17 protein-coding genes are annotated in these 17,789 nt (G+C 71.9%); 11 read left to right on the plus strand and 6 right to left on the minus strand.

What is annotated here, in order from left to right:
* The first annotated feature begins 220 nt into the window (after positions 1-220).
* The 8 genes from G5C60_RS30320 to G5C60_RS30355 all read left to right on the plus strand — a co-directional run bounded on the left by G5C60_RS30320 (position 221) and on the right by G5C60_RS30355 (position 10,003).
* Positions 221-1,315 carry a glycosyltransferase family 9 protein gene (locus tag G5C60_RS30320; RefSeq protein ID WP_165264185.1) on the plus strand — a complete coding sequence of 365 codons (1,095 nt, stop codon included), beginning with the start codon at positions 221-223 and terminating at the stop codon, positions 1,313-1,315.
* Positions 1,312-2,277 carry a glycosyltransferase gene (locus tag G5C60_RS30325; RefSeq protein WP_165264186.1) on the plus strand — a complete coding sequence of 322 codons (966 nt, stop codon included), beginning with the start codon at positions 1,312-1,314 and terminating at the stop codon, positions 2,275-2,277. Before G5C60_RS30320 ends, G5C60_RS30325 begins: the two co-directional genes overlap by 4 nt.
* A gap of 23 nt (positions 2,278-2,300) precedes the next feature.
* Positions 2,301-3,542 (plus strand): glycosyltransferase, encoded by a 1,242-nt coding sequence (locus G5C60_RS30330; RefSeq protein ID WP_165264212.1) that lies wholly within the window; start codon positions 2,301-2,303, stop codon positions 3,540-3,542.
* Between the two features lie 130 nt (positions 3,543-3,672).
* Positions 3,673-4,302 carry a D-sedoheptulose-7-phosphate isomerase gene (locus G5C60_RS30335; RefSeq protein ID WP_165264187.1) on the plus strand — a complete coding sequence of 210 codons (630 nt, stop codon included), beginning with the start codon at positions 3,673-3,675 and terminating at the stop codon, positions 4,300-4,302.
* Positions 4,299-5,699 carry a D-glycero-beta-D-manno-heptose 1-phosphate adenylyltransferase gene (gene rfaE2, locus G5C60_RS30340; protein WP_165264188.1) on the plus strand — a complete coding sequence of 467 codons (1,401 nt, stop codon included), beginning with the start codon at positions 4,299-4,301 and terminating at the stop codon, positions 5,697-5,699. The genes G5C60_RS30335 and rfaE2 overlap by 4 nt, the downstream gene beginning before the upstream one ends.
* Positions 5,696-6,748: a glycosyltransferase family 9 protein gene (locus tag G5C60_RS30345; protein WP_165264189.1), complete on the plus strand. Its 1,053-nt coding sequence runs from the start codon at positions 5,696-5,698 to the stop codon at positions 6,746-6,748. Before rfaE2 ends, G5C60_RS30345 begins: the two co-directional genes overlap by 4 nt.
* Before the next feature lie 197 nt (positions 6,749-6,945).
* Entirely contained in the window at positions 6,946-7,356 is a 411-nt protein-coding gene (locus tag G5C60_RS30350; protein ID WP_206440182.1) for a VOC family protein, read from the plus strand.
* A 253-nt stretch (positions 7,357-7,609) separates the two neighbouring features.
* A complete protein-coding gene (locus G5C60_RS30355; protein ID WP_165264191.1) occupies positions 7,610-10,003 on the plus strand; it encodes an ATP-binding cassette domain-containing protein in 2,394 nt (797 codons plus the stop codon).
* A 159-nt stretch (positions 10,004-10,162) separates the two neighbouring features.
* On the opposite strand, the gene map is transcribed toward G5C60_RS30355, so the two are convergent.
* Positions 10,163-10,981: a type I methionyl aminopeptidase gene (gene map, locus G5C60_RS30360; RefSeq protein WP_165264192.1), complete on the minus strand. Its 819-nt coding sequence runs from the start codon at positions 10,979-10,981 to the stop codon at positions 10,163-10,165.
* Between the two features lie 99 nt (positions 10,982-11,080).
* Here map and G5C60_RS30365 point away from each other — a divergent pair, with 99 nt between their 5' ends.
* Positions 11,081-11,347, plus strand: coding sequence for a helix-turn-helix domain-containing protein (locus G5C60_RS30365; protein WP_165264193.1), 267 nt, complete (start codon positions 11,081-11,083; stop codon positions 11,345-11,347).
* A gap of 177 nt (positions 11,348-11,524) precedes the next feature.
* Here G5C60_RS30365 and G5C60_RS30370 read toward each other — a convergent pair whose 3' ends face one another.
* The 3 genes from G5C60_RS30370 to G5C60_RS30380 all read right to left on the minus strand — a co-directional run bounded on the left by G5C60_RS30370 (position 11,525) and on the right by G5C60_RS30380 (position 14,113).
* Positions 11,525-11,941, minus strand: coding sequence for a VOC family protein (locus G5C60_RS30370; RefSeq protein ID WP_165264194.1), 417 nt, complete (start codon positions 11,939-11,941; stop codon positions 11,525-11,527).
* Between the two features lie 10 nt (positions 11,942-11,951).
* Positions 11,952-12,371 (minus strand): helix-turn-helix domain-containing protein, encoded by a 420-nt coding sequence (locus G5C60_RS30375; RefSeq protein ID WP_165264213.1) that lies wholly within the window; start codon positions 12,369-12,371, stop codon positions 11,952-11,954.
* Between the two features lie 473 nt (positions 12,372-12,844).
* Positions 12,845-14,113: an MFS transporter gene (locus G5C60_RS30380; protein WP_241267184.1), complete on the minus strand. Its 1,269-nt coding sequence runs from the start codon at positions 14,111-14,113 to the stop codon at positions 12,845-12,847.
* A gap of 585 nt (positions 14,114-14,698) precedes the next feature.
* On the opposite strand from G5C60_RS30380, the gene G5C60_RS30385 reads away from it, so the two are divergent.
* On the plus strand, positions 14,699-15,460 hold the full coding sequence (locus tag G5C60_RS30385) for an SDR family oxidoreductase (RefSeq protein WP_241267185.1): 762 nt from the start codon (positions 14,699-14,701) through the stop codon (positions 15,458-15,460).
* 217 nt (positions 15,461-15,677) lie between these two features.
* Positions 15,678-16,649 (plus strand): NAD-dependent epimerase/dehydratase family protein, encoded by a 972-nt coding sequence (locus G5C60_RS30390; protein WP_165264196.1) that lies wholly within the window; start codon positions 15,678-15,680, stop codon positions 16,647-16,649.
* 91 nt (positions 16,650-16,740) lie between these two features.
* Here G5C60_RS30390 and G5C60_RS30395 read toward each other — a convergent pair whose 3' ends face one another.
* Both G5C60_RS30395 and G5C60_RS30400 read right to left on the minus strand, forming a co-directional pair.
* Positions 16,741-16,935 (minus strand): DUF2795 domain-containing protein, encoded by a 195-nt coding sequence (locus G5C60_RS30395; protein WP_165264197.1) that lies wholly within the window; start codon positions 16,933-16,935, stop codon positions 16,741-16,743.
* A gap of 262 nt (positions 16,936-17,197) precedes the next feature.
* Positions 17,198-17,764, minus strand: coding sequence for a hemerythrin domain-containing protein (locus G5C60_RS30400; protein WP_165264198.1), 567 nt, complete (start codon positions 17,762-17,764; stop codon positions 17,198-17,200).
* Positions 17,765-17,789 lie beyond the last annotated feature (25 nt).

Here is a 17,789-nt window from a genome sequence, read left to right on the forward strand (position 1 = left end):
AGGTTGGGGCGGGTTGGCCGGGGCCGGTGGATGCGGCTGAGGGTGTATGTCCGGCGCGGCGCGCGCCAGGCGGGTCTGAGCCCGGGTATCGGGCCGACGCCGGGTGGCAGGTGGAATTCGGGCCGGGCCGGGTGGCGGCCGTGCGCCCAGTCGACGGCGTGCCTGCGGATGATGCCGCGTACGGGGCCGAACGCGTCGGGCGAGTCGAGGGGGAGTCGTGATGACCGCTCCCCACACCCTTCCCCGCACTCTCGTCGTGCGTCTCGACAGTGCCGGTGACGTGCTGCTGGCCGGTCCCGCCGTGCGCGCGGTGGCGGCCGCTTCCTCGTACACCGCGCTGTTGTGCGGGCCGCAGGGGGTCCAGGCGGGGCGGCTGTTGCCGGGTGTGGACGACGTGTTGGTGTACGACGCCCCGTGGGTGGGCTTCGAACCGGCGGCGGTGTCCCGCGCGGAGACACGCGAACTGCTGGAGACGCTGTCGGCCCACCGTTTCGACCGGGCGCTCGTGCTCGTCTCGTACCACCAGAGTCCCCTGCCGATCGCGCTGCTCCTGAAGCTGGCCGGGGTCGGCTGGACGGCGGCCGACAGCGAGGACTATCCAGGTGCCCTGCTCGATCTGCGGCACCGCCGGCTGCCCCACCGGCACGAAGCGTTCGCGGCGCTCGACCTGGCCAAGGACGCCGGATTCGCCCTGCCGCCCGGCGACGACGGGTCGCTGCGTATCGAAGCGCCGCTCGACACCACACACCTCACCGGACCCGAGCCGTATGTGGTGCTCCATCCCGGCGCCGCCGTACCCGCCCGCGCGTGGAGCCCCGCGCGGGCGGCCCGGGCTGCCGCCGCCCTCTCCGCCGAGGGATACCGCGTCGTCGTCACCGGAGGGCGCGCGGAGCGGGAGCTGACCGCGAAGGTCGCCGGACAGCACGCGCTGGACCTCGGCGGCGCCACCGATCTGCGGCAGCTGGCAGGCGTCTTGGCCGGGGCGCGGGTGGTGGTGGCCGGCAACACCGGGCCCGCGCATCTCGCCGCCGCGGTGAAGACGCCCGTCGTCTGTCTGTTCGCGCCGGTGGTTCCGGCGGAGCGCTGGGGACCGTACGGCGTGCCGCACGTACTGCTCGGGGATCAGGACGCGCCGTGCGCGGGGAGCAGGGCCCGCCACTGCCCGTTGCCCGGGCACCCCTGCCTCGACGGGATCGGCGACGCCGAGGTGCTCGCCGCCGTGGCCGCGCTCGGTGACGAGCGGACGGATCCCGGCGCGGACCCGCCCACCGGACCGGGCGACGGCTCCGAAACGGAACGAGGAGCGACCGTATGAACATCCTGCTGTGGCATGTGCACGGCTCCTGGACGACGGCGTTCGTCCAGGGCCCGCACACCTACCTCGTTCCCGTCACACCGGCCCGCGACCCGGACGGGCTCGGCCGCGCCCGTACGTTCTCCTGGCCCGCGTCGGTCCGGGAGGCGACCCCCGAGGAACTGCGGGACGCGCCGGTGGACCTGGTCGTCCTCCAGCGGCCGCACGAACTGCTGCTCGCCCACCGCTGGCTCGGCGGCCGCCGCCCCGGCCGGGACGTACCCGCCGTCTATCTGGAGCACAACGCACCGGACGGCGACGTCCCCGACACCCGGCACCCGTTCGCCGACCGCGACGATCTGACCCTCGTGCACGTCACCCACTTCAACCGGCTGTTCTGGGACTGCGGCTCGACCCGCACCGAGGTCATCGAGCACGGCATCGTCGACCCGGGGCACCAGTACACCGGTCGGCTCGCCCGTGCGGCCGTCGTCGTCAACGAGCCGGTACGGCGCGGCCGTCGCACCGGTACGGACCTGCTGCCCGCCCTGTCCGAGGCGGCGCCGCTGGACGTCTTCGGCATGGGCACCGAAGGCCTCGCCGAGCACCTGGGCGTAGCGGAGGACCGCTGCCGCAGTGCCGATCTGCCCCAGCGGGAGCTGCACACGGCTCTGGCGCGGCGCCGTTTCTATCTGCACCCGGCGCGCTGGACGTCCCTCGGCCTCTCCCTCCTGGAGGCCATGCACCTGGGCATGCCCGTCGTGGCGCTCGGCACCACGGAAGCGGTCGAGGCGGTCCCGCCCGGCGCGGGCACGCTGTCCACCCGCCCGGACGTCCTGGCGCGGGCCGCCCGGCACTACCTGGAGGAACCGCAGGCCGCCGCCGAGGACGGCGCACGCGCCCGACAGGCGGCCCTCGGGCGGTACGGGCTCAAGCGCTTCCTGAAGGACTGGGAGCGCGTCATGACGGAGGCGAGCGCATGACCTACCTCAGCACACCCACCGGCATGTCCCCCGGCCTGCTCGGCCCGGACACGATGGAGGTCGCGCTCGTCTCCGAGCACGCGAGTCCCCTCGCCGTGCTGGGCGGGGTGGACGCGGGCGGCCAGAACGTGCACGTCGCCTGCCTCGCGAGCGCACTCGCCGACCGCGGACACCGTGTCACCGTCCACACCCGCCGGGACTCACCGGACCTGCCGGACCGGGTGCCGCTGCGCGAAGGCGTCGAGGTGCACCATGTGCCCGCGGGACCGCCGGAGCAGATACCCAAGGACGAACTGCTGCCCCACATGGGCGCCTTCGGCCGCCACCTCGCCAGGACCTGGCGTTCCCGGCCGCCCGACCTGGTGCACTCGCACTTCTGGATGTCGGGTCTCGCCTCACTGTGGGCGGCGCGACGGCTGCGGCTGCCGATGCTGCACACGTATCACGCGCTCGGCACGGTCAAGCGACGGCATCAGCAGGACGCCGACACGAGTCCGCCCACGCGGATCGCCTGGGAGACGGAGGTGGGCCTCGGCTGCAACCGGGTGATGGCCACCTGTCGTGACGAGGTCGTCGAGCTGGCCCGGATGGGCATATCCGCCGAAAGCATCACCATCGTGCCGTGCGGTGTCGACACCGACCGGTTCACGCCCCGGGGACCGGCCGCCGACCGTGGCCCGTACCGCTACCAACTGCTCCAGCTGGGCCGCCTCGTCCCCCGCAAGGGCGCCGCCGTCTCCATCGCCGCGCTGACCCTGCTGCCCGACACGGAACTCGTCGTGGTCGGCGGCCCCGCGGCGGACCGGCTCGACGAGGACCCCGAGGTGCGCCGGCTGCGCGGCATCGCCCGCGCCGCCGGGGTCGCCGACCGGGTCCGCTTCACCGGCGGAGTACCCAGCGAGGAGGTGCCGCCGCTGCTGCGGGCCGCCGATGTGGTGCTGTGCCCCGCGGACTACGAGCCGTTCGGCATCGTCCCGCTGGAAGCGATGGCCTGCGGAAAGCCGGTCGTCGCCAGCGCCGTCGGCGGGCAGCTGGACACCATCGCCGACCCCGGCACCGGACGCCTCGTGCCGCCCGGGGACTCCGAGGCCCTCGCCCGTGCGACCGGGGAACTCCTCGCCGACCCGGCGACGCGCGAGGCATGCGGGGCGGCCGGCCGGCGCCGCGTCCTGAGCCGGTACGGCTGGGCGAGGGTCGCGGCGGCCACCGAGGAGGCGTACTGCTCGGTGCTCGACGCCGAGCCCGCCGTGACGGGGGTGATCTGACACCCGTACAGGGACCACTCGTACAGGGATAACCCGTACACGCACAGGTCCGACCGACCGCGCAGCACCGACGTCCGAAGGAGGTGCGGGTCCGGCCGTCGTCCTCCACGACGCGGTACGCCCGATCAGCATGTACGAATCCTCTGCATCCCCTGCACTCGATGCCGCGCACCTGCACTGCCGGTCACTGCAGCAAGCACTCGGCCGGTTCCGCCGGGACGGCCTCGGCCGGATCGCCGAGTGGGGCGGCCGGCTCGCCGTCGTCCTTCCCGCCGGCGGCCGGCTGCTGGCCGCCGGCAACGGCGGCAGCGCCGCACAGGCCCAGCACCTGACCGCCGAGCTGGTGGGACGGTACCGCCAGGAGCGGCCCGGCTATTCGGCCATCGCCCTGCACGCGGAGACATCCAGCGTGACCGCCATCGGCAACGACTACGGATTCGAGCACGTATTCGCCCGGCAGGTGTCCGCCCACGGCCGTCCCGGGGACGTCCTGATGCTCCTGTCCACGTCCGGCCGCAGCGCCAACCTGATCACGGCGGCCGTGACGGGCCGGGCGGCCGGGCTGCGCGTCTGGGCGATGACGGGGCCGGGGCCGAATCCCCTCGCAGAGGCCGCCGACGAGGCGCTGTGCATCGACGCCGACGGCACGGCGACCGTACAGGAGGCCCATCTCGTCGCCGTACACCTGCTCTGCGAGTGCTTCGACGCGGCCCTCGCCCCCGCCCCGAGCACGGTCGCCGCCCACCGGAGGGCATCGTGAACGAGCCGCAGCCCCTTGTGGTCGTCGGAGACGTCCTGCTCGACGAGGACATCGAGGGCGTCGCCACCCGGCTGTCCCCGGACGCCCCGGCCCCCGTCGTCGACGTCACCGGCGACCGGTGTCATCCCGGCGGAGCGGGGCTGGCCGCCGCGCTCGCAGCCCGGGGCGGTCGCGAAGTGATCCTGGTGACCGCGCTCGGGGACGACTCCGCCAGCGAAGCCGTACGCCGTGACCTGCGCGGCAGGGTCCGCCTTGTGGAGCTACCGCTCGACGGCACCCTGCCGGTCAAGACCCGCGTACTGGCGAGCGGCCGTCCCGTGGTGCGGATCGACCGGGGCGGCGGGACGCCCGGCGAGCCGGACGGCGCGGTACGGGAAGCGCTGGCACAGGCCCACGCCGTCCTCGTCGCCGACTATGGCCGGCACACAGCGAGCGCCGTACGACCGCACTTGGCGGCCGTCGCCCACCGCACACCACTCGTATGGGACCCCCACCCCAAGGGCGACACTCCGGTGCCCGGAGCGCGGCTCGTCACCCCGAACGCGGCGGAGGCGCACGCCCTGTGCCCCGGCGACGGCGATTCACTGCGCGCCTACGCCGAGCGAGGAGCGGAGCTGGCGGACCGCTGGCACGCGGCGGGCGTCGCCGTGACCCTCGGAGAACGCGGTGTGCTGCTGACCAGGCCAGGCACCGGTACGCCGATGCTCGTCCCGGTGCCGTACCGGGCCACCGGTGATCCGTGCGGTGCGGGCGACTGCTTCGCCGCGACGACGGCGGCGGCTCTGGCGGACGGTGCGCTCCCGGAGGAGGCCGTGCAGCGGGCGGTCGCCGAGGCCGCGGCGTTCGTGGCGGCGGGCGGCGCCGGAAACCCGGCGCTGTGGCGGACGGCGTCCGCGTCCCGCCCCGAGGACGCCCCCGGGACCGACGCGTTCGCTCTCGCCGAGCGCGTCCGAGCGCGCGGCGGCACGGTGGTGGCCACCGGCGGTTGCTTCGACCTGCTGCACGCCGGCCATGTCGGCCTGCTGGAAAGCGCGCGGCGCATCGGCGACTGCCTCATCGTGTGCCTCAATTCCGACGCGTCGCTCGCCCGCCGCAAGGGCCCGGGCCGCCCGCTCAACCCGGAGGCGGACCGCGTCCGCGTCCTCGCGGCCCTCGGCAGCGTCGACGCCGTCGCGGTCTTCGAGGAGGACACACCCGAAGCACTCCTGAGCCGTCTGAGGCCCGACGTGTGGGTCAAGGGCGGCGACTACTCGGTCCAGGACCTGCCCGAGGCAGAGGTACTGCGCACCTGGGGCGGGCAGGCGGTCGTCCTGCCCTACCTCGACGGCCGCTCCACCACCCTGCTGGCCCGCCGCGCCGCACAGGCCTCCGTACCACTGCGGACACCGCCGCCATGAGCACCGGGACAAAGCCCCGGGTGCTGGTGCTGCGCGCACTGGGACTGGGCGATCTGCTGACGGCGGTGCCCGCGCTACGAGCACTGCGACGGCATCTGCACGGGCACGAGATCGCGCTGGCCGCCTCCGAGCGACTGACCGAGCCGGCGGCGGCCACCGGACTGGTCGACCGACTGCTGCCCGCCTCCGCACCCGGACGGGCGGTGCCCGCGACAGTGCCCTGGACCGGGCCCCCACCCGACCTCGCCGTGGACCTGCACGGCAACGGCCCCCAGAGCCATCTGCTGCTCCAGCGGCTGCGGCCCCGGCGACTCTTCGCGTACGCGCACCCGCGGATGCCCGAGATCGCCGGCCCCGTATGGCGGGACGACGAACACGAGCGGGAACGCTGGTGTCGGCTGCTCGGCTGGTACGGCATCGAGGCGGACCCGACGGAACTGCGGATCCCCCTGCCCGCGACGCCCTCCCCGGCGCCCGATGCCGTCGTCCTGCATCCAGGAGCCGACGCCGCCGCCCGCCGCTGGCCGAAGGAGCGGTTCGCGGCCGTGGCACGCGAGCTGCACCGACGCGGTCACGATGTCGTCGTGACCGCGGGCGGGGGCGAAGAGGCCTTGGCGCGGTTCGTGGCCGCGGAGGCGGGGCTGCCGTCGGCCGCGGTGCTGGGCGGAGCCCGTGATGTGCCGTTCGATCAGCTGGCCGCGCTCGTCGCACGGGCTCGCTGCGTGGTGGTCGGCGACACCGGGCTCGCCCATCTCGCCACGGCGCTCGGCACCCCCTCCGTCGTCCTGTTCGGCCCGGTCGCCCCCCGTTTGTGGGGCCCGCCGGCCGAGCCACGGCACCGGGCACTGTGGCATCCCGGGGCCGACGACTCGGCACGCCCAGGGGACGCCCACGGCCGGTCGCCTGACGAACGGCTGCTGAGGATCACGGTCGTCGAGGTCGTCGAGGCGGTACTCGGATTGCCGGCGCCTGAATCGGATACGTCGGACACGCGGGACGAGCGCTCGAGGAGGGCGGGTCCGCCGGTGTTGCCGGAGGGCTCTCGCTGAACCACCCGATGTGACCGGCAGCCGGCGCTCGGCGGGATCACCGTCGCCTGGCGCGCCCCACCTGCCGCGCGGCAGCGCGACGGCGGGCAGCCCGTCGTGCCTGGCGAAACAGGTGACCAGACCGGTCCGGAATCAGGTGACCGACCGGTCAGGAATGGAGAAGCGCCGGTCACGTAGCCGTGGCTAGCGTGACGGCCATGGACATCACGATTCTCGCGAGCTTCCTCCCGCACGACGACCCGGAGGCCTCCCTGGCCTTCTATCGCGACACCCTCGGCTTCGATGTCCGCGACGACGTCGGGTACGACGGGATGCGGTGGATCACGGTCGGCCCCGCCGACCAGCCCGGCACGTCCATCGTCCTGCAGCCGCCGGCCGCCGACCCTGGTATCACCGACGACGAGCGCCGCACCATCGTCGAGATGATGGCCAAGGGCACCTACGCCGGCATCCTCCTGGCCACCGCCGACCTCGACGGCACCTTCGAGCGGCTGCAGGCCCGCGATGCCGAGGTGGCCCAGGGGCCGACCGAGCAGCCGTACGGGGTTCGTGACTGCGCCGTCCGCGATCCCGCGGGCAACCTCATCCGCATCCAGGAGCTCCGTTGAGCCGCCCGACGACCGCGGCGAACGAACCGCCCGATCGCGAGCTGATGCGCGACGGCGGCTGGCTGGTCCGACTCCTCAGCCGGCCGGGGCGCCGCGCCGGCCCGGCCGGCACCGCCGATCAGGTAGCCGGAGGACCTTTGCCGCGACCGCGCCGACGAAGTAGAACCACACGTATTGTTCCAAACCTGTCAGATCAGCCAGGCGACACCGACGGAGACCGCGAAGGCGGCCCCGCCCAACGGATGGAGACACGATGAGCATGGCCCCGAAGACGGACACGCAGTCGCCTGCGCCGCACCTTGCCGACAGCCACGATCTGATCCGCGTGCACGGCGCGCGCGAGAACAACCTCAAGGACGTCAGCCTCGAGATCCCGAAGCGCCGGCTGACGGTGTTCACCGGCGTCTCCGGCTCGGGCAAGAGCTCCCTGGTGTTCGACACGATCGCCGCGGAGTCGCAGCGGATGATCAACGAGACGTACAGCGCCTTCGTGCAGGGCTTCATGCCGACGCTGGCCCGGCCCGAGGTCGACGTCCTCGACGGGCTGACCACCGCGATCATCGTCGGCCAGGAGCCGATGGGCGCCAACCCCCGATCGACGGTCGGCACCGTGACCGACGCCAACGCGATCCTGCGCGTCCTGTTCAGCCGGCTCGGGATGCCGCACGTCGGCCCGCCCACCGCCTTCGCGTTCAACGTGCCGGCGCGGAAGGCGAGCGGCGTGATGACCAGCGCCACCGGTGAGAAGACCATTGTGCGCAATGCCGTCTACCACGGCGGCATGTGCCCCCGCTGCGAAGGACGCGGCACGGTCTCCGACATCGACCTGACCCAGATCTACGACGAGAGCAAGTCGATCAACGAGGGCGCGATCACCGTCCCCGGCTACAAGGCGGGCGGCTGGTCGGTGCGGTTCTACGCCGAGTCGGGCCTCTTCGACCCGGACAAGCCGATCCGCGACTTCACCGAGACCGAGCTGCACAACTTCCTGCACCGCGAGCCCGGCAAGGTGAAGATCAGCGGCGTCAACATGACGTACGAGGGGTTGATCCCCCGGATCCAGAAGTCGTTGCTCTCCAAGGACAAGGACGCGTTGCAGCCCCACCTCCGCGCGTTCGTCGAGCGGATCGCCACGTTCACCGCCTGCCCCGACTGCGACGGGACCCGGCTCAGTGAGTCCGCCCGGTCGTCGAAGATCAAGGGGATCAGCATCGCCGACGCGGTCACGATGCAGATCACCGACCTCGCCGAGTGGATCCGCGGCCTCGACGAGCCGACGGTGGCACCGCTGCTGAAGGCGCTGGGGGAGAGCCTCGACTCGTTCGTGGAGCTCGGGCTCGGCTACCTCAGCCTCGACCGCCCCTCCGGGACACTGTCGGGCGGCGAGGCGCAGCGCATCAGGATGCTCCGGCACCTCGGCTCGTCGCTGACCGACGTCACGTACGTCTTCGACGAGCCGACGATCGGGATGCACCCGCACGACATCCAGCGGATGAACGGCCTGCTGCTGCGCCTGCGCGACAAGGGCAACACCGTGCTCGTGGTCGAGCACAAGCCGGAGACGATCGCGATCGCCGACCATGTCGTCGACCTCGGGCCCGGCGCGGGCACGGCGGGCGGCGTCATCTGCTTCGAGGGCACCGTGGAGGCGTTGCGGAAGAGCGATACGGTCACCGGCCGGCACTTGGACGACCGGGCCGCCCTGAAGCCGAAGGTGCGCACGCCGTCGGGCGCGCTGGAGGTCCGTGGCGCCGGCCTGCACAACCTGCGGGACGTCGACGTCGACATCCCGCTCGGCGTGCTCGTCGCCGTCACCGGGGTGGCGGGCTCGGGCAAGAGCTCCCTGATCCACGGCTCGGTGGCAGGGCGGGACGGCGTGGTGACGATCGACCAGACCGCGATCCGCGGCTCGCGGCGGAGCAACCCCGCGACGTACACCGGACTGCTCGAGCCGATCCGCAAGGCGTTCGCGAAGGCCAACGGCGTGAAGCCGGCGCTCTTCTCGGCCAACTCCGAGGGCGCCTGCCCGACGTGCAACGGCAACGGCGTCATCTACACCGAGCTCGGGTTCATGGAGACGGTGGCCACACCGTGTGAGGACTGCGGCGGCAAGCGGTTCGAGGCCGCGGTGCTGGAGTACCACCTCGGAGGCCGCGACATCAGCGAGGTGCTCGCGATGTCGGTGACCGAGGCCGAGGAGTTCTTCGGCGCCGGGGAGGCACGGACGCCGGCGGCTCACAAGATCCTGGAGGGGCTGGCGGACGTCGGGCTCGGCTACCTCACCCTCGGCCAGCCGCTCACGACGCTGTCCGGCGGCGAGCGGCAGCGGCTCAAGCTGGCCACGCACATGGTGGAGAAGGGGGGCGGCCGGTCCGTCTTCGTCCTCGACGAGCCGACCACCGGCCTCCACCTCGCCGACGTCGAGCAACTCCTCGGCCTGCTCGACCGGCTCGTCGACTCCGGCAAGTCGGTCATCGTCATCGAGCACCACCAGGCGGTCATGGCGCACGCCGACTGGATCATCGACCTCGGCCCCGGGGCCGGCCACGACGGCGGCAAGGTCGTCTTCGAGGGCACCCCCGCCGACCTCATCGCCGCGCGCTCCACCCTGACCGGCGAACACCTCGCGGCTTACGTCGGCCACTGACCGCAACCCCTGGCCGCGGCGGTGGTCGTGGCCGAGTACGTGGTGCGCGTCCCGCAGAGCGGGCAGCGCACCACGTACTCGTCGCGTGCGGGCGGAGGCGGCTCGGGAACCGCGGCAGACCGGCTGACCACCTGGGCTTCATCGTCGATGAAGCCCTCGTCAGCGTCCGGTCGCCGATGACTCCCGCTGGTCTTCCAGCCCCTTGTTGCTCTGAGGGCGCCGGGTGAGCACGAGCGGGCCGGTCTCGGTGATGGCAACCGTGTGCTCGGAATGAGCGGTGCGCGAGCCGTCGGCCGAGCGGATCGTCCAGCCGTCCGGGTCAAAGACGATCTTGTTCGTGCCGGCGGCGAACCAGGGCTCGATCGCGATCGTCAGGCCGGGACGCAGCTTCCAACCGCGGCCAGGACGACCGTCGTTGGGGATGTGCAGATCCTCGTGCATCGTGCGGCCGATACCGTGACCGCCGAACTCCAGGTTGACCGGGTAGCCGTACTCGGCGGCGACCGCGCCGATGGCCGCCGAGATGTCCCCGAGCCGGTTGCCCGGCTGGGCCACCTTGATCGCGGCTTCCAGGGCGACCTCGGTGGCCTCGATCAGCCGCAGGTCCTCCTCGGCCGGGGTGCCGACGACGACGGAGTGGGCCGAGTCCGCGGCCCAGCCATCGATGCGCACCGCCATGTCCATGGACAGCAGGTCCCCGTCGCGCAGCTTGTAGCTGTGCGGCAGTCCGTGCAGCACGGCATCGTTGACCGAGAGGCACACCACGTTACGGAACGGGCCCTTGCCGAACGAGGGCGCGTAGTCCCAATAGCAGGACTCCGCGCCGCGCTCCTTGATCCGGCGGCGAGCGTGATGCTCCAGGCCCAGCAGGTTGACGCCTACGGCGGCGAGGTCAGCGAGCTCGGCCAGCACCTGGCCGACGAACTGTCCGGTGACGTGCATACGCTCGATGTCTTCAGGAGATTTGTGCTCGATCACTGCGATCCTCGATTCCCCGGGGCGACCGACAGGTATTTTTATACCAGGTGGCCAGGTGGAATGGTTGCCGCGGGACACCTGCGGCTCTAGCATGTGCGCATGGTTCGTCATCCGCTCGCCCCTGAACAGATCGAGGCGGGCCGACGCCTCGGGGCCGCGTTGCGCACCGCCCGGGCCGGACGCAGCCCCGTCGAAGTGGCCTTGGCCGCAGAGATCTCGCCGGAAACCCTCCGCAAGATCGAGACCGGCCGGCTGCCGACGCCCGCGTTCGGCACCATCGTCCGGCTCAGCGAGGTACTTGGCGTACCACTGTCCGAGCTCGCCCTCGTCTGGCGCACCGACCCTGCTCTGAGCAAGGCCTCCTAGTAACAGCCCTTCGCGGTGCGGCGCCGTCGACGACGGCGCCGCACCGCGAAGGGCGCAAGGCTGGTCAACGACGCCTCCGGGCAGCCCCCGAGCGCCGCACGCGCGTACCAGGGCCGCCGCCGCGTTCCTGTCGATGCGGCGGCCGACCGTCTCGGCCGCCGAACTCGGTCGGCGGGATCACTCGCTCTTGCGTTGCATGAAGCGCACCATGTTGCCCGCAGGGTCGCGGAAGGCGCAGTCGCGCACCCCGTACGGCTGGTCGACCGGCTCCTGCAGCACCTCGCCGCCCGCGGCGCGCACCCGTTCGAAGGCGGCGTCGACGTCGTCGGTCGAGAAGTTCACTCCGCGCAGCAGGCCCTTGGCCAGCAGCTCCGCCATGGTCTGCCGGTCGGCGGGGGAGGCGTTCGGGTCCGCGAGCGGCGGCTCGAGGACGATCTCCGCGTCGGGCTGCGACGGCGAGCCGACGGTCACCCAGCGCATCCCCTCGAACCCGACGTCGTTGCGGACCTCGAACCCGAGGGCGTCGCGGTAGAAGGCGAGCGCCTTGTCGTGGTCGTCAACGGCGATGAAGCAACTCTGCAGCTTGATGTCCATGCGGTTCACGCTACGGCTGGGCGGCGCGCTTCGCTTCTCCGTTCCTGACCGGCCGCGTAAAGATCTTGGCGACGCACGGCGGAATGGCGGCTCCCTGGTCGTGACTGCGTGCCCGGTACGCGCTCGGGCTCTCGCCCACCAGCTCGGTGAACCGCGAGCTGAACGACCCCAGCGACGTACACCCGACCGCGAAGCACACCTCTGTCACCGACAGGTCACCGCGCCGCAGCAGCGCCTTGGCCCGCTCGATCCTGCGGGTCATCAGGTAGCTGTACGGCGTCTCGCCGAAGGCGGCACGGAAACTGCGCGAGAAGTGGCCGGCAGACATGCAGGCCTCCCGCGCCAGCGCGGGAACGTCGAGCGGCTCCGCGTAGTCACGGTCCATCCGGTCACGGGCCCGACGAAGCCGAACCAGGTCCTCCAGCATCACCTGAACAGCATCGCACGACTTCTGCGCGGTGCGGCGCCGTCGCACGGGCTACGCTCCGCCCGGCGCGGATGACCCGGCGCGGATGACCCGGCGCGGATGACCCGGCGCGGATGACCCGGCGCGGATGACCCGGCGCGGATGACCCGGTCCGGTGCCCGAGAGCGTGCTCTTCGGGCGGTTTCCGGGGTCGGCACGAGACCCATCCGCGCCAGGGCCGCACGCCGACGTCCGGTGAGCAGCACGTCGGCCCGTGCGCCCCGGGGCAGCGCCTCGGTGTCCGCGGCCGGGGCGTTCCCCGGCGCACGGCGAGGCAGTACACCGCGCCGATGCCGTCTTCCCGCGCGGCCGGCCAGTGGCGCATCCCCGGCAGGGCACAGCCCGCCGGAGGACCACTGGACGCGGGCCCGCATCGAAGTCGCGTGGCTCGCCGACCGGGACGGTTTTCCTCAACGCGAGGACTGAGGACTGAGGACTCAGGCGGCGGTGCTCAGCCCGCGCTGCGCGGTGATGTCCCTTTCTTCCGTCCGGAGGACCACCGGCTTCGTGGTCCGGCGCTCGCGGAGTACGTACCCCGCTCCGATCGAACCGGCGATGATCAGCCCACCGGCCACGAGGGCGCCGCGTGCCCCGGCCAGCTCCATGAGGAGACCGAGCGCGGGCGGCCCTGCGAGGCCCCAGCTCGTACGGATGCTGCCCCACACACCGAGCACGCGTCCCCGCAGGTGGGCGGGCGGGTCGGTCTGGAGGACGGTCGTCCCGGCGGTGTCGGAAACGGACTCCACCACGGCCATGGGCAGGACCAGTACCAGCAACAAGGCGAGTGACGGCGAGAGTCCCGCCACCGCTTGGAGGAGGCCGCCCGCGGCGGCCAAGGTGCCCACGAGCCGTACGGAGGGCCTGCGCAGCCGGGCGCCCAGGACGGCGCCGAGGATGCCTCCGGCGGCGAGGACGGTGGAGACCGTGCCGAACGCTCCGGCACCTCCGGCGAGCGGTCCCGTGACGAGCACGGCCAGCGTGAGGCTGTAGTTCCGCCCGAACACGGCGCTGATCCCGGTGACGCCGGCGAGCGCGACCAGTCGGGGGCGGCGCATGAAGAACGCCAGGCCCTCCCGCATGGTCATGTCCTGGCTCGCGCCCTTTGTGCCGCGCTGGGCGGGGACGGCGGGCGTACGCACCTCGGAGCGCCGGACCGTCTTGTAGACCGGCCGGAGGAAGGGGATGACCGAGGCGACGAAGAGGAAGGACAGCCCGTTGGCGGCGTAGGCGGCGGCCGTGCCGAGGAAGCCGACCGTCACCCCCGCCAGAGCGGTACCGGCGAGCCGGCCCGCGTTGGACACCAGTGAGCCCACTCCGATGGCGGAGGGGACGTCTTCGGTACGGACGAGATCGTTGCCCAGCAGGGCACACGCGGGTGCGTCGACCGTGGCGATGAGGCCGGTGACGGCGGCCAGCGCCATCAGTACGGGCACGTTGAGCTGATCGACCGCCACGAGGACGGCCGTCACGAACGCGACGCCGCCGAGCAGGGCCTGGCTGACGGAGGCGGTCAGTCTGCGGGGCCAGCGGTCGACGGCCGCGCCGCCCGCGAGGCTCATGAGCAGCGCGGGCGCGGCCTGGACGGACACGGACAGCCCCGTGGTGGCGGCGGATCCGGTGATCTGCAGGATCAGCAGGTTCTGCACCGTGAGCTGCATCCAGGTCCCGGCGTTCGACACGAGGTTCGCGACGGACCACCAGCGCATGCTGCGGTACTTCAGGGATCGCCACGGCGAACGGGACTCGCTTGCTGGCGGTACGGAAGTGGCTGCCGAGGCCGGAGCGGAAGAAGGCACGGGAGTGGCAGAAGAGGAAGACACAGTGAAGTACTCGAAAGACGAGTCCGGGGACTCAGGTGGAGGAATCGGCGGGAGCTCGGAATGCCGGCTGCGCTGCGCGGCCGCTCCACCGGATCTGTCGGGTGCTGTGCCGCCGGGAGGGCGCCCTGTCGCACTGTGGCGGGTGGTCCTTCCGGGGTACGGCGTCGTCCATCGTGGCAGACGGGATCGCCGAGTCCGGACCGGACTCACTCCGGATCAGTGCCGCAGAGGTGGCAAGTCCCCGATAGTGTCGGGGACTTGTCGCCAGGGGTGGGGTTGATCACAGCGTCGCCGGAGAGCGCGGACGCGGACTTATGACGCGGATCGGACGCCCGGGGGAGTGGCGATGGCCACACTCTCGCGCCCGTCAGTGCGTCCGTCAGTGGCCTAATCCGACGTGCCGGACATTTTCACCACGGTCACAGTGGGATGTGGAGCGGTCGCCGAGCGTGTACCGCATCATCCGGCACGATGGAAGGCAGAGGCATGGGCGGCGGAGTACAGGTCGATCTCCACGGCAAGCAGGCGTTGGTGACCGGCGGGGCACGGGGCCTGGGCGCCTCGATCTCGCGAAGGCTGGCCGGGGCGGGTGCGTCCGTGCTGGTCGCCGACGTACGCAAGGATCTGGCGCAGGACCTCTGCGACGACCTCGGGCGGGCGGGCCGCGACGCTCGCTTCGTGGAGATGGACGTGCGGGACGCCGACGCGGTCGCGGAGGTCTTCCGGGACCTCGAGGAGACCGGCCAGGCGGTGGACGTCCTGGTCAACAACGCCGCCGTGGACGTCACCAAGTCGATCGAGCAGCTGACGGCCGACGAGGTGACGCGCGTCATCGCCACCAATCTGCTGGGGCCGATGTATCTGTGCCTCGAGACATACCGGCGCATGGTCGCTCGTGGCGGCGGTCACATCGTCAACATCCTGTCCACGGCTGCGAACCGCACCTGGACCGAGGCCGGACCCTACTCGGCGGGCAAGTCGGGGCTGCGTGCCTTCACCCACACCTTGTTCAAGGAGGCGCAGCGGGACTGCCAGGGAATCGGCGTCACCGGGATCATCGCCGGCGGCATGCGGACCCCGTTCATCCTCGATCGGTTCCCGGACGCCGACGTGTCCATGCTGCAGAGCCCGGACATCGTGGCCGACACGGTGCTGTACGCCCTGTCGGTCCCGGCGGGCAGCGCGGTGTCGGAACTCGTCGTCGTACCGCGCAGGGAGCCGTCCTGGCCCTGACCCGCCCGGCTCGCCCGCCCCGCCCCGCCGGCGGGGCGGTTCGCGTGCAGGGGCCGGCACCGTTCAGTCCTCGTACACAGCCGCATCGCCAGACGTCAGAGTATGAAAGCGACTCGGAGGGGCACCCGTGAGCTGCCGTCAGGACAGCGGCGGGCCGACAGGTCGCTCGGAGTCGGCCCGCCGGTGTCTCATCATCGGCGGAAGGAAGGTCGCTCTGATGACGCCGCCGACGACGTTCACCACGCTGACGACGCGGCCTCCGTGGGGACGAGCCGTCGTGACCGGAGGCGCCGGTTTCCTCGGCTCGCACATGTGCGAACGCCTGCTGGATGAGGGCGTCGAAGTCGACTGCGTGGACAACCTGTCATCCGGAGCGGCCGGCAATATCGGGCACCTGGCCGGTCGCCCAGTTTTCCGCTTCCTGGAGTACGACGTCTCGGAGCCCGGCTGGGTGGACGAGCTCGGCGGCTCCTACGACCTGGTCCTGCACTTCTCCTGTCCCGTTTCGCCGGCCGGCTGTCCGCGTCCTGCGCTGGAGACGCTCGACGCCGGCAGCCTCGGTACCCGCAATGCCCTGGCCATGGCCGACCGGGACGGCGCGCGGTTCCTGCTCGCTTCCACGTCCGAGGTCCACGGTGATCCGCTGGTGCGGTTCTCCGAGGTGCTGGCCACCGCGTACGTGAGAGACAGGGGGACCGACGCCGGAATCGTACGGGTGTCCAATACGTATGGTCCCCGGATGCGGGCAGACGACGGCCGAGCGGTGCCCACCTTCATCAACCAGGCGCTGGCCGGAGGACCGGTGAACATCGCGGGCGACGGCAGCCAGAAGCACTCCCTGTGCTACGTCGACGACACGGTCGAGGGCGTGCTGCTGGTGGCCGCCAGCCGGTCGGTGCGGCCGGTCGACATCGGTGGCGGTGACGAGACGACCGTCCTGGAGACCGCTCGCCGGGTGATCGACCTGACGGGCTCGGACGCGCGCCTGGAGTTCGTCGATCCCCCCTCCGGCGCTGTTGCTCCGGTGGAGCGTCGGCCCGACACGACCTTCGCCCGCGAGCTCTTCGGCTGGGTACCGAAGGTGACATGGGAAGAGGGGCTCGAGCGCACCGTCGCCCACTTCCTGAGCCGGCCCGAGGACGGACGGCCGACGCCGGAACCGTACGGGCGATCGCTGCGGAGTGCCTGAGCCCCTGCGTGGACAGCCGCGCTCGCCGCTGAACGCCTGCCAGAAGCGACGGCCGGGGCACAAGGCCCCGGCCGCCGTGGACGGAAGTCGGTCATTGACCGCCGAAGACGGCTTTGCTCACCTCGGCCGGGTTCTCGAACTTCTTCTTCCCGAGGTGGGAAATGCGCTCGGTGAGCTCCTTCGGGGCGCCGTTGTCCCGGGCGACCTTCGCAAGCTTTTTGGGGTCGGCCGGGTAGTCCGCACCGGACAAGGCTTTCTGCAGGTCAATGGGGCTGACATCTGCCATGGGGCCCTCCAGGTGGTGAGGTGTCGGGGCAGCTGCGGAATGCGCGCTGCCTTGTACGCCGACAACTCCCCGGAGTACCCGCGACCCGCCGGGCCAATCCCGCCCGAGCCGTGAGCCGTGAGCCGTGAGCCGCGAGCCCGAGCCGTGACGCCCACCGCGCCACCTCGGCCTCGCGGCAGAGCAGGGGCGCCGGCCGACAGCCGAGCCGACCAGGTCGATCGGCCGGCGGTGACCGGTGCCAGGGACCGGCGCAGGTCTTGTCTCAGTCCTTCTTCTTCCCGCGCCCCGTCAGCGCATCGCGCATCCGGTCCACCAGACCCGCTCCGGGCGCGAGGAGTTTGTTGGCCGGAGGCTTGGACGGCGCGGACGGGTGCGGCCGCGTCGGTGCCAGCTTCTTCGCCTGCCGGACCTTGTCGCCCAACTCGTCGAGGGACCCGGCGGGGGCCGCTTCGCGCAGCATGGGGAAGAGGTTCTCCTCCTCGTCGGCCACGTGCGAGCGGATCTCGTTCATCAGCATGCCGATGAGCCGGTCGAACTCGGCGTCGCCCGCCTCGCAGCTCTCCAGGTCCTTCATGATCTGCTCGGCCTTGGAATGGTCGTCGATCTCCTTGTCGGCCACCGTGTCCCCGTTGGGCAGGTACTCACGCACGGCCGGGTAGAGATAGGCCTCCTCGGCCACGGAGTGGCGTACGAGTTCCATGGTGGCCTGGTCGGCGTAGACCTTGCGGTCCTTGTCACCGGATGGCAGTGCCTCGATGCGGCCGAAGATCGCCTCGACCTCCCGGTGATCGGTCACCAGCTCGTTGATGACGTTTCCTTCGTGTCCCATGTCCAGTACCTCCAGTCCGGGTGCG

Origin of the sequence: Streptomyces scabichelini, from assembly GCF_011045015.1 — a bacterium.
Taxonomy (GTDB): Bacteria; Actinomycetota; Actinomycetes; order Streptomycetales; family Streptomycetaceae; genus Streptomyces; species Streptomyces scabichelini.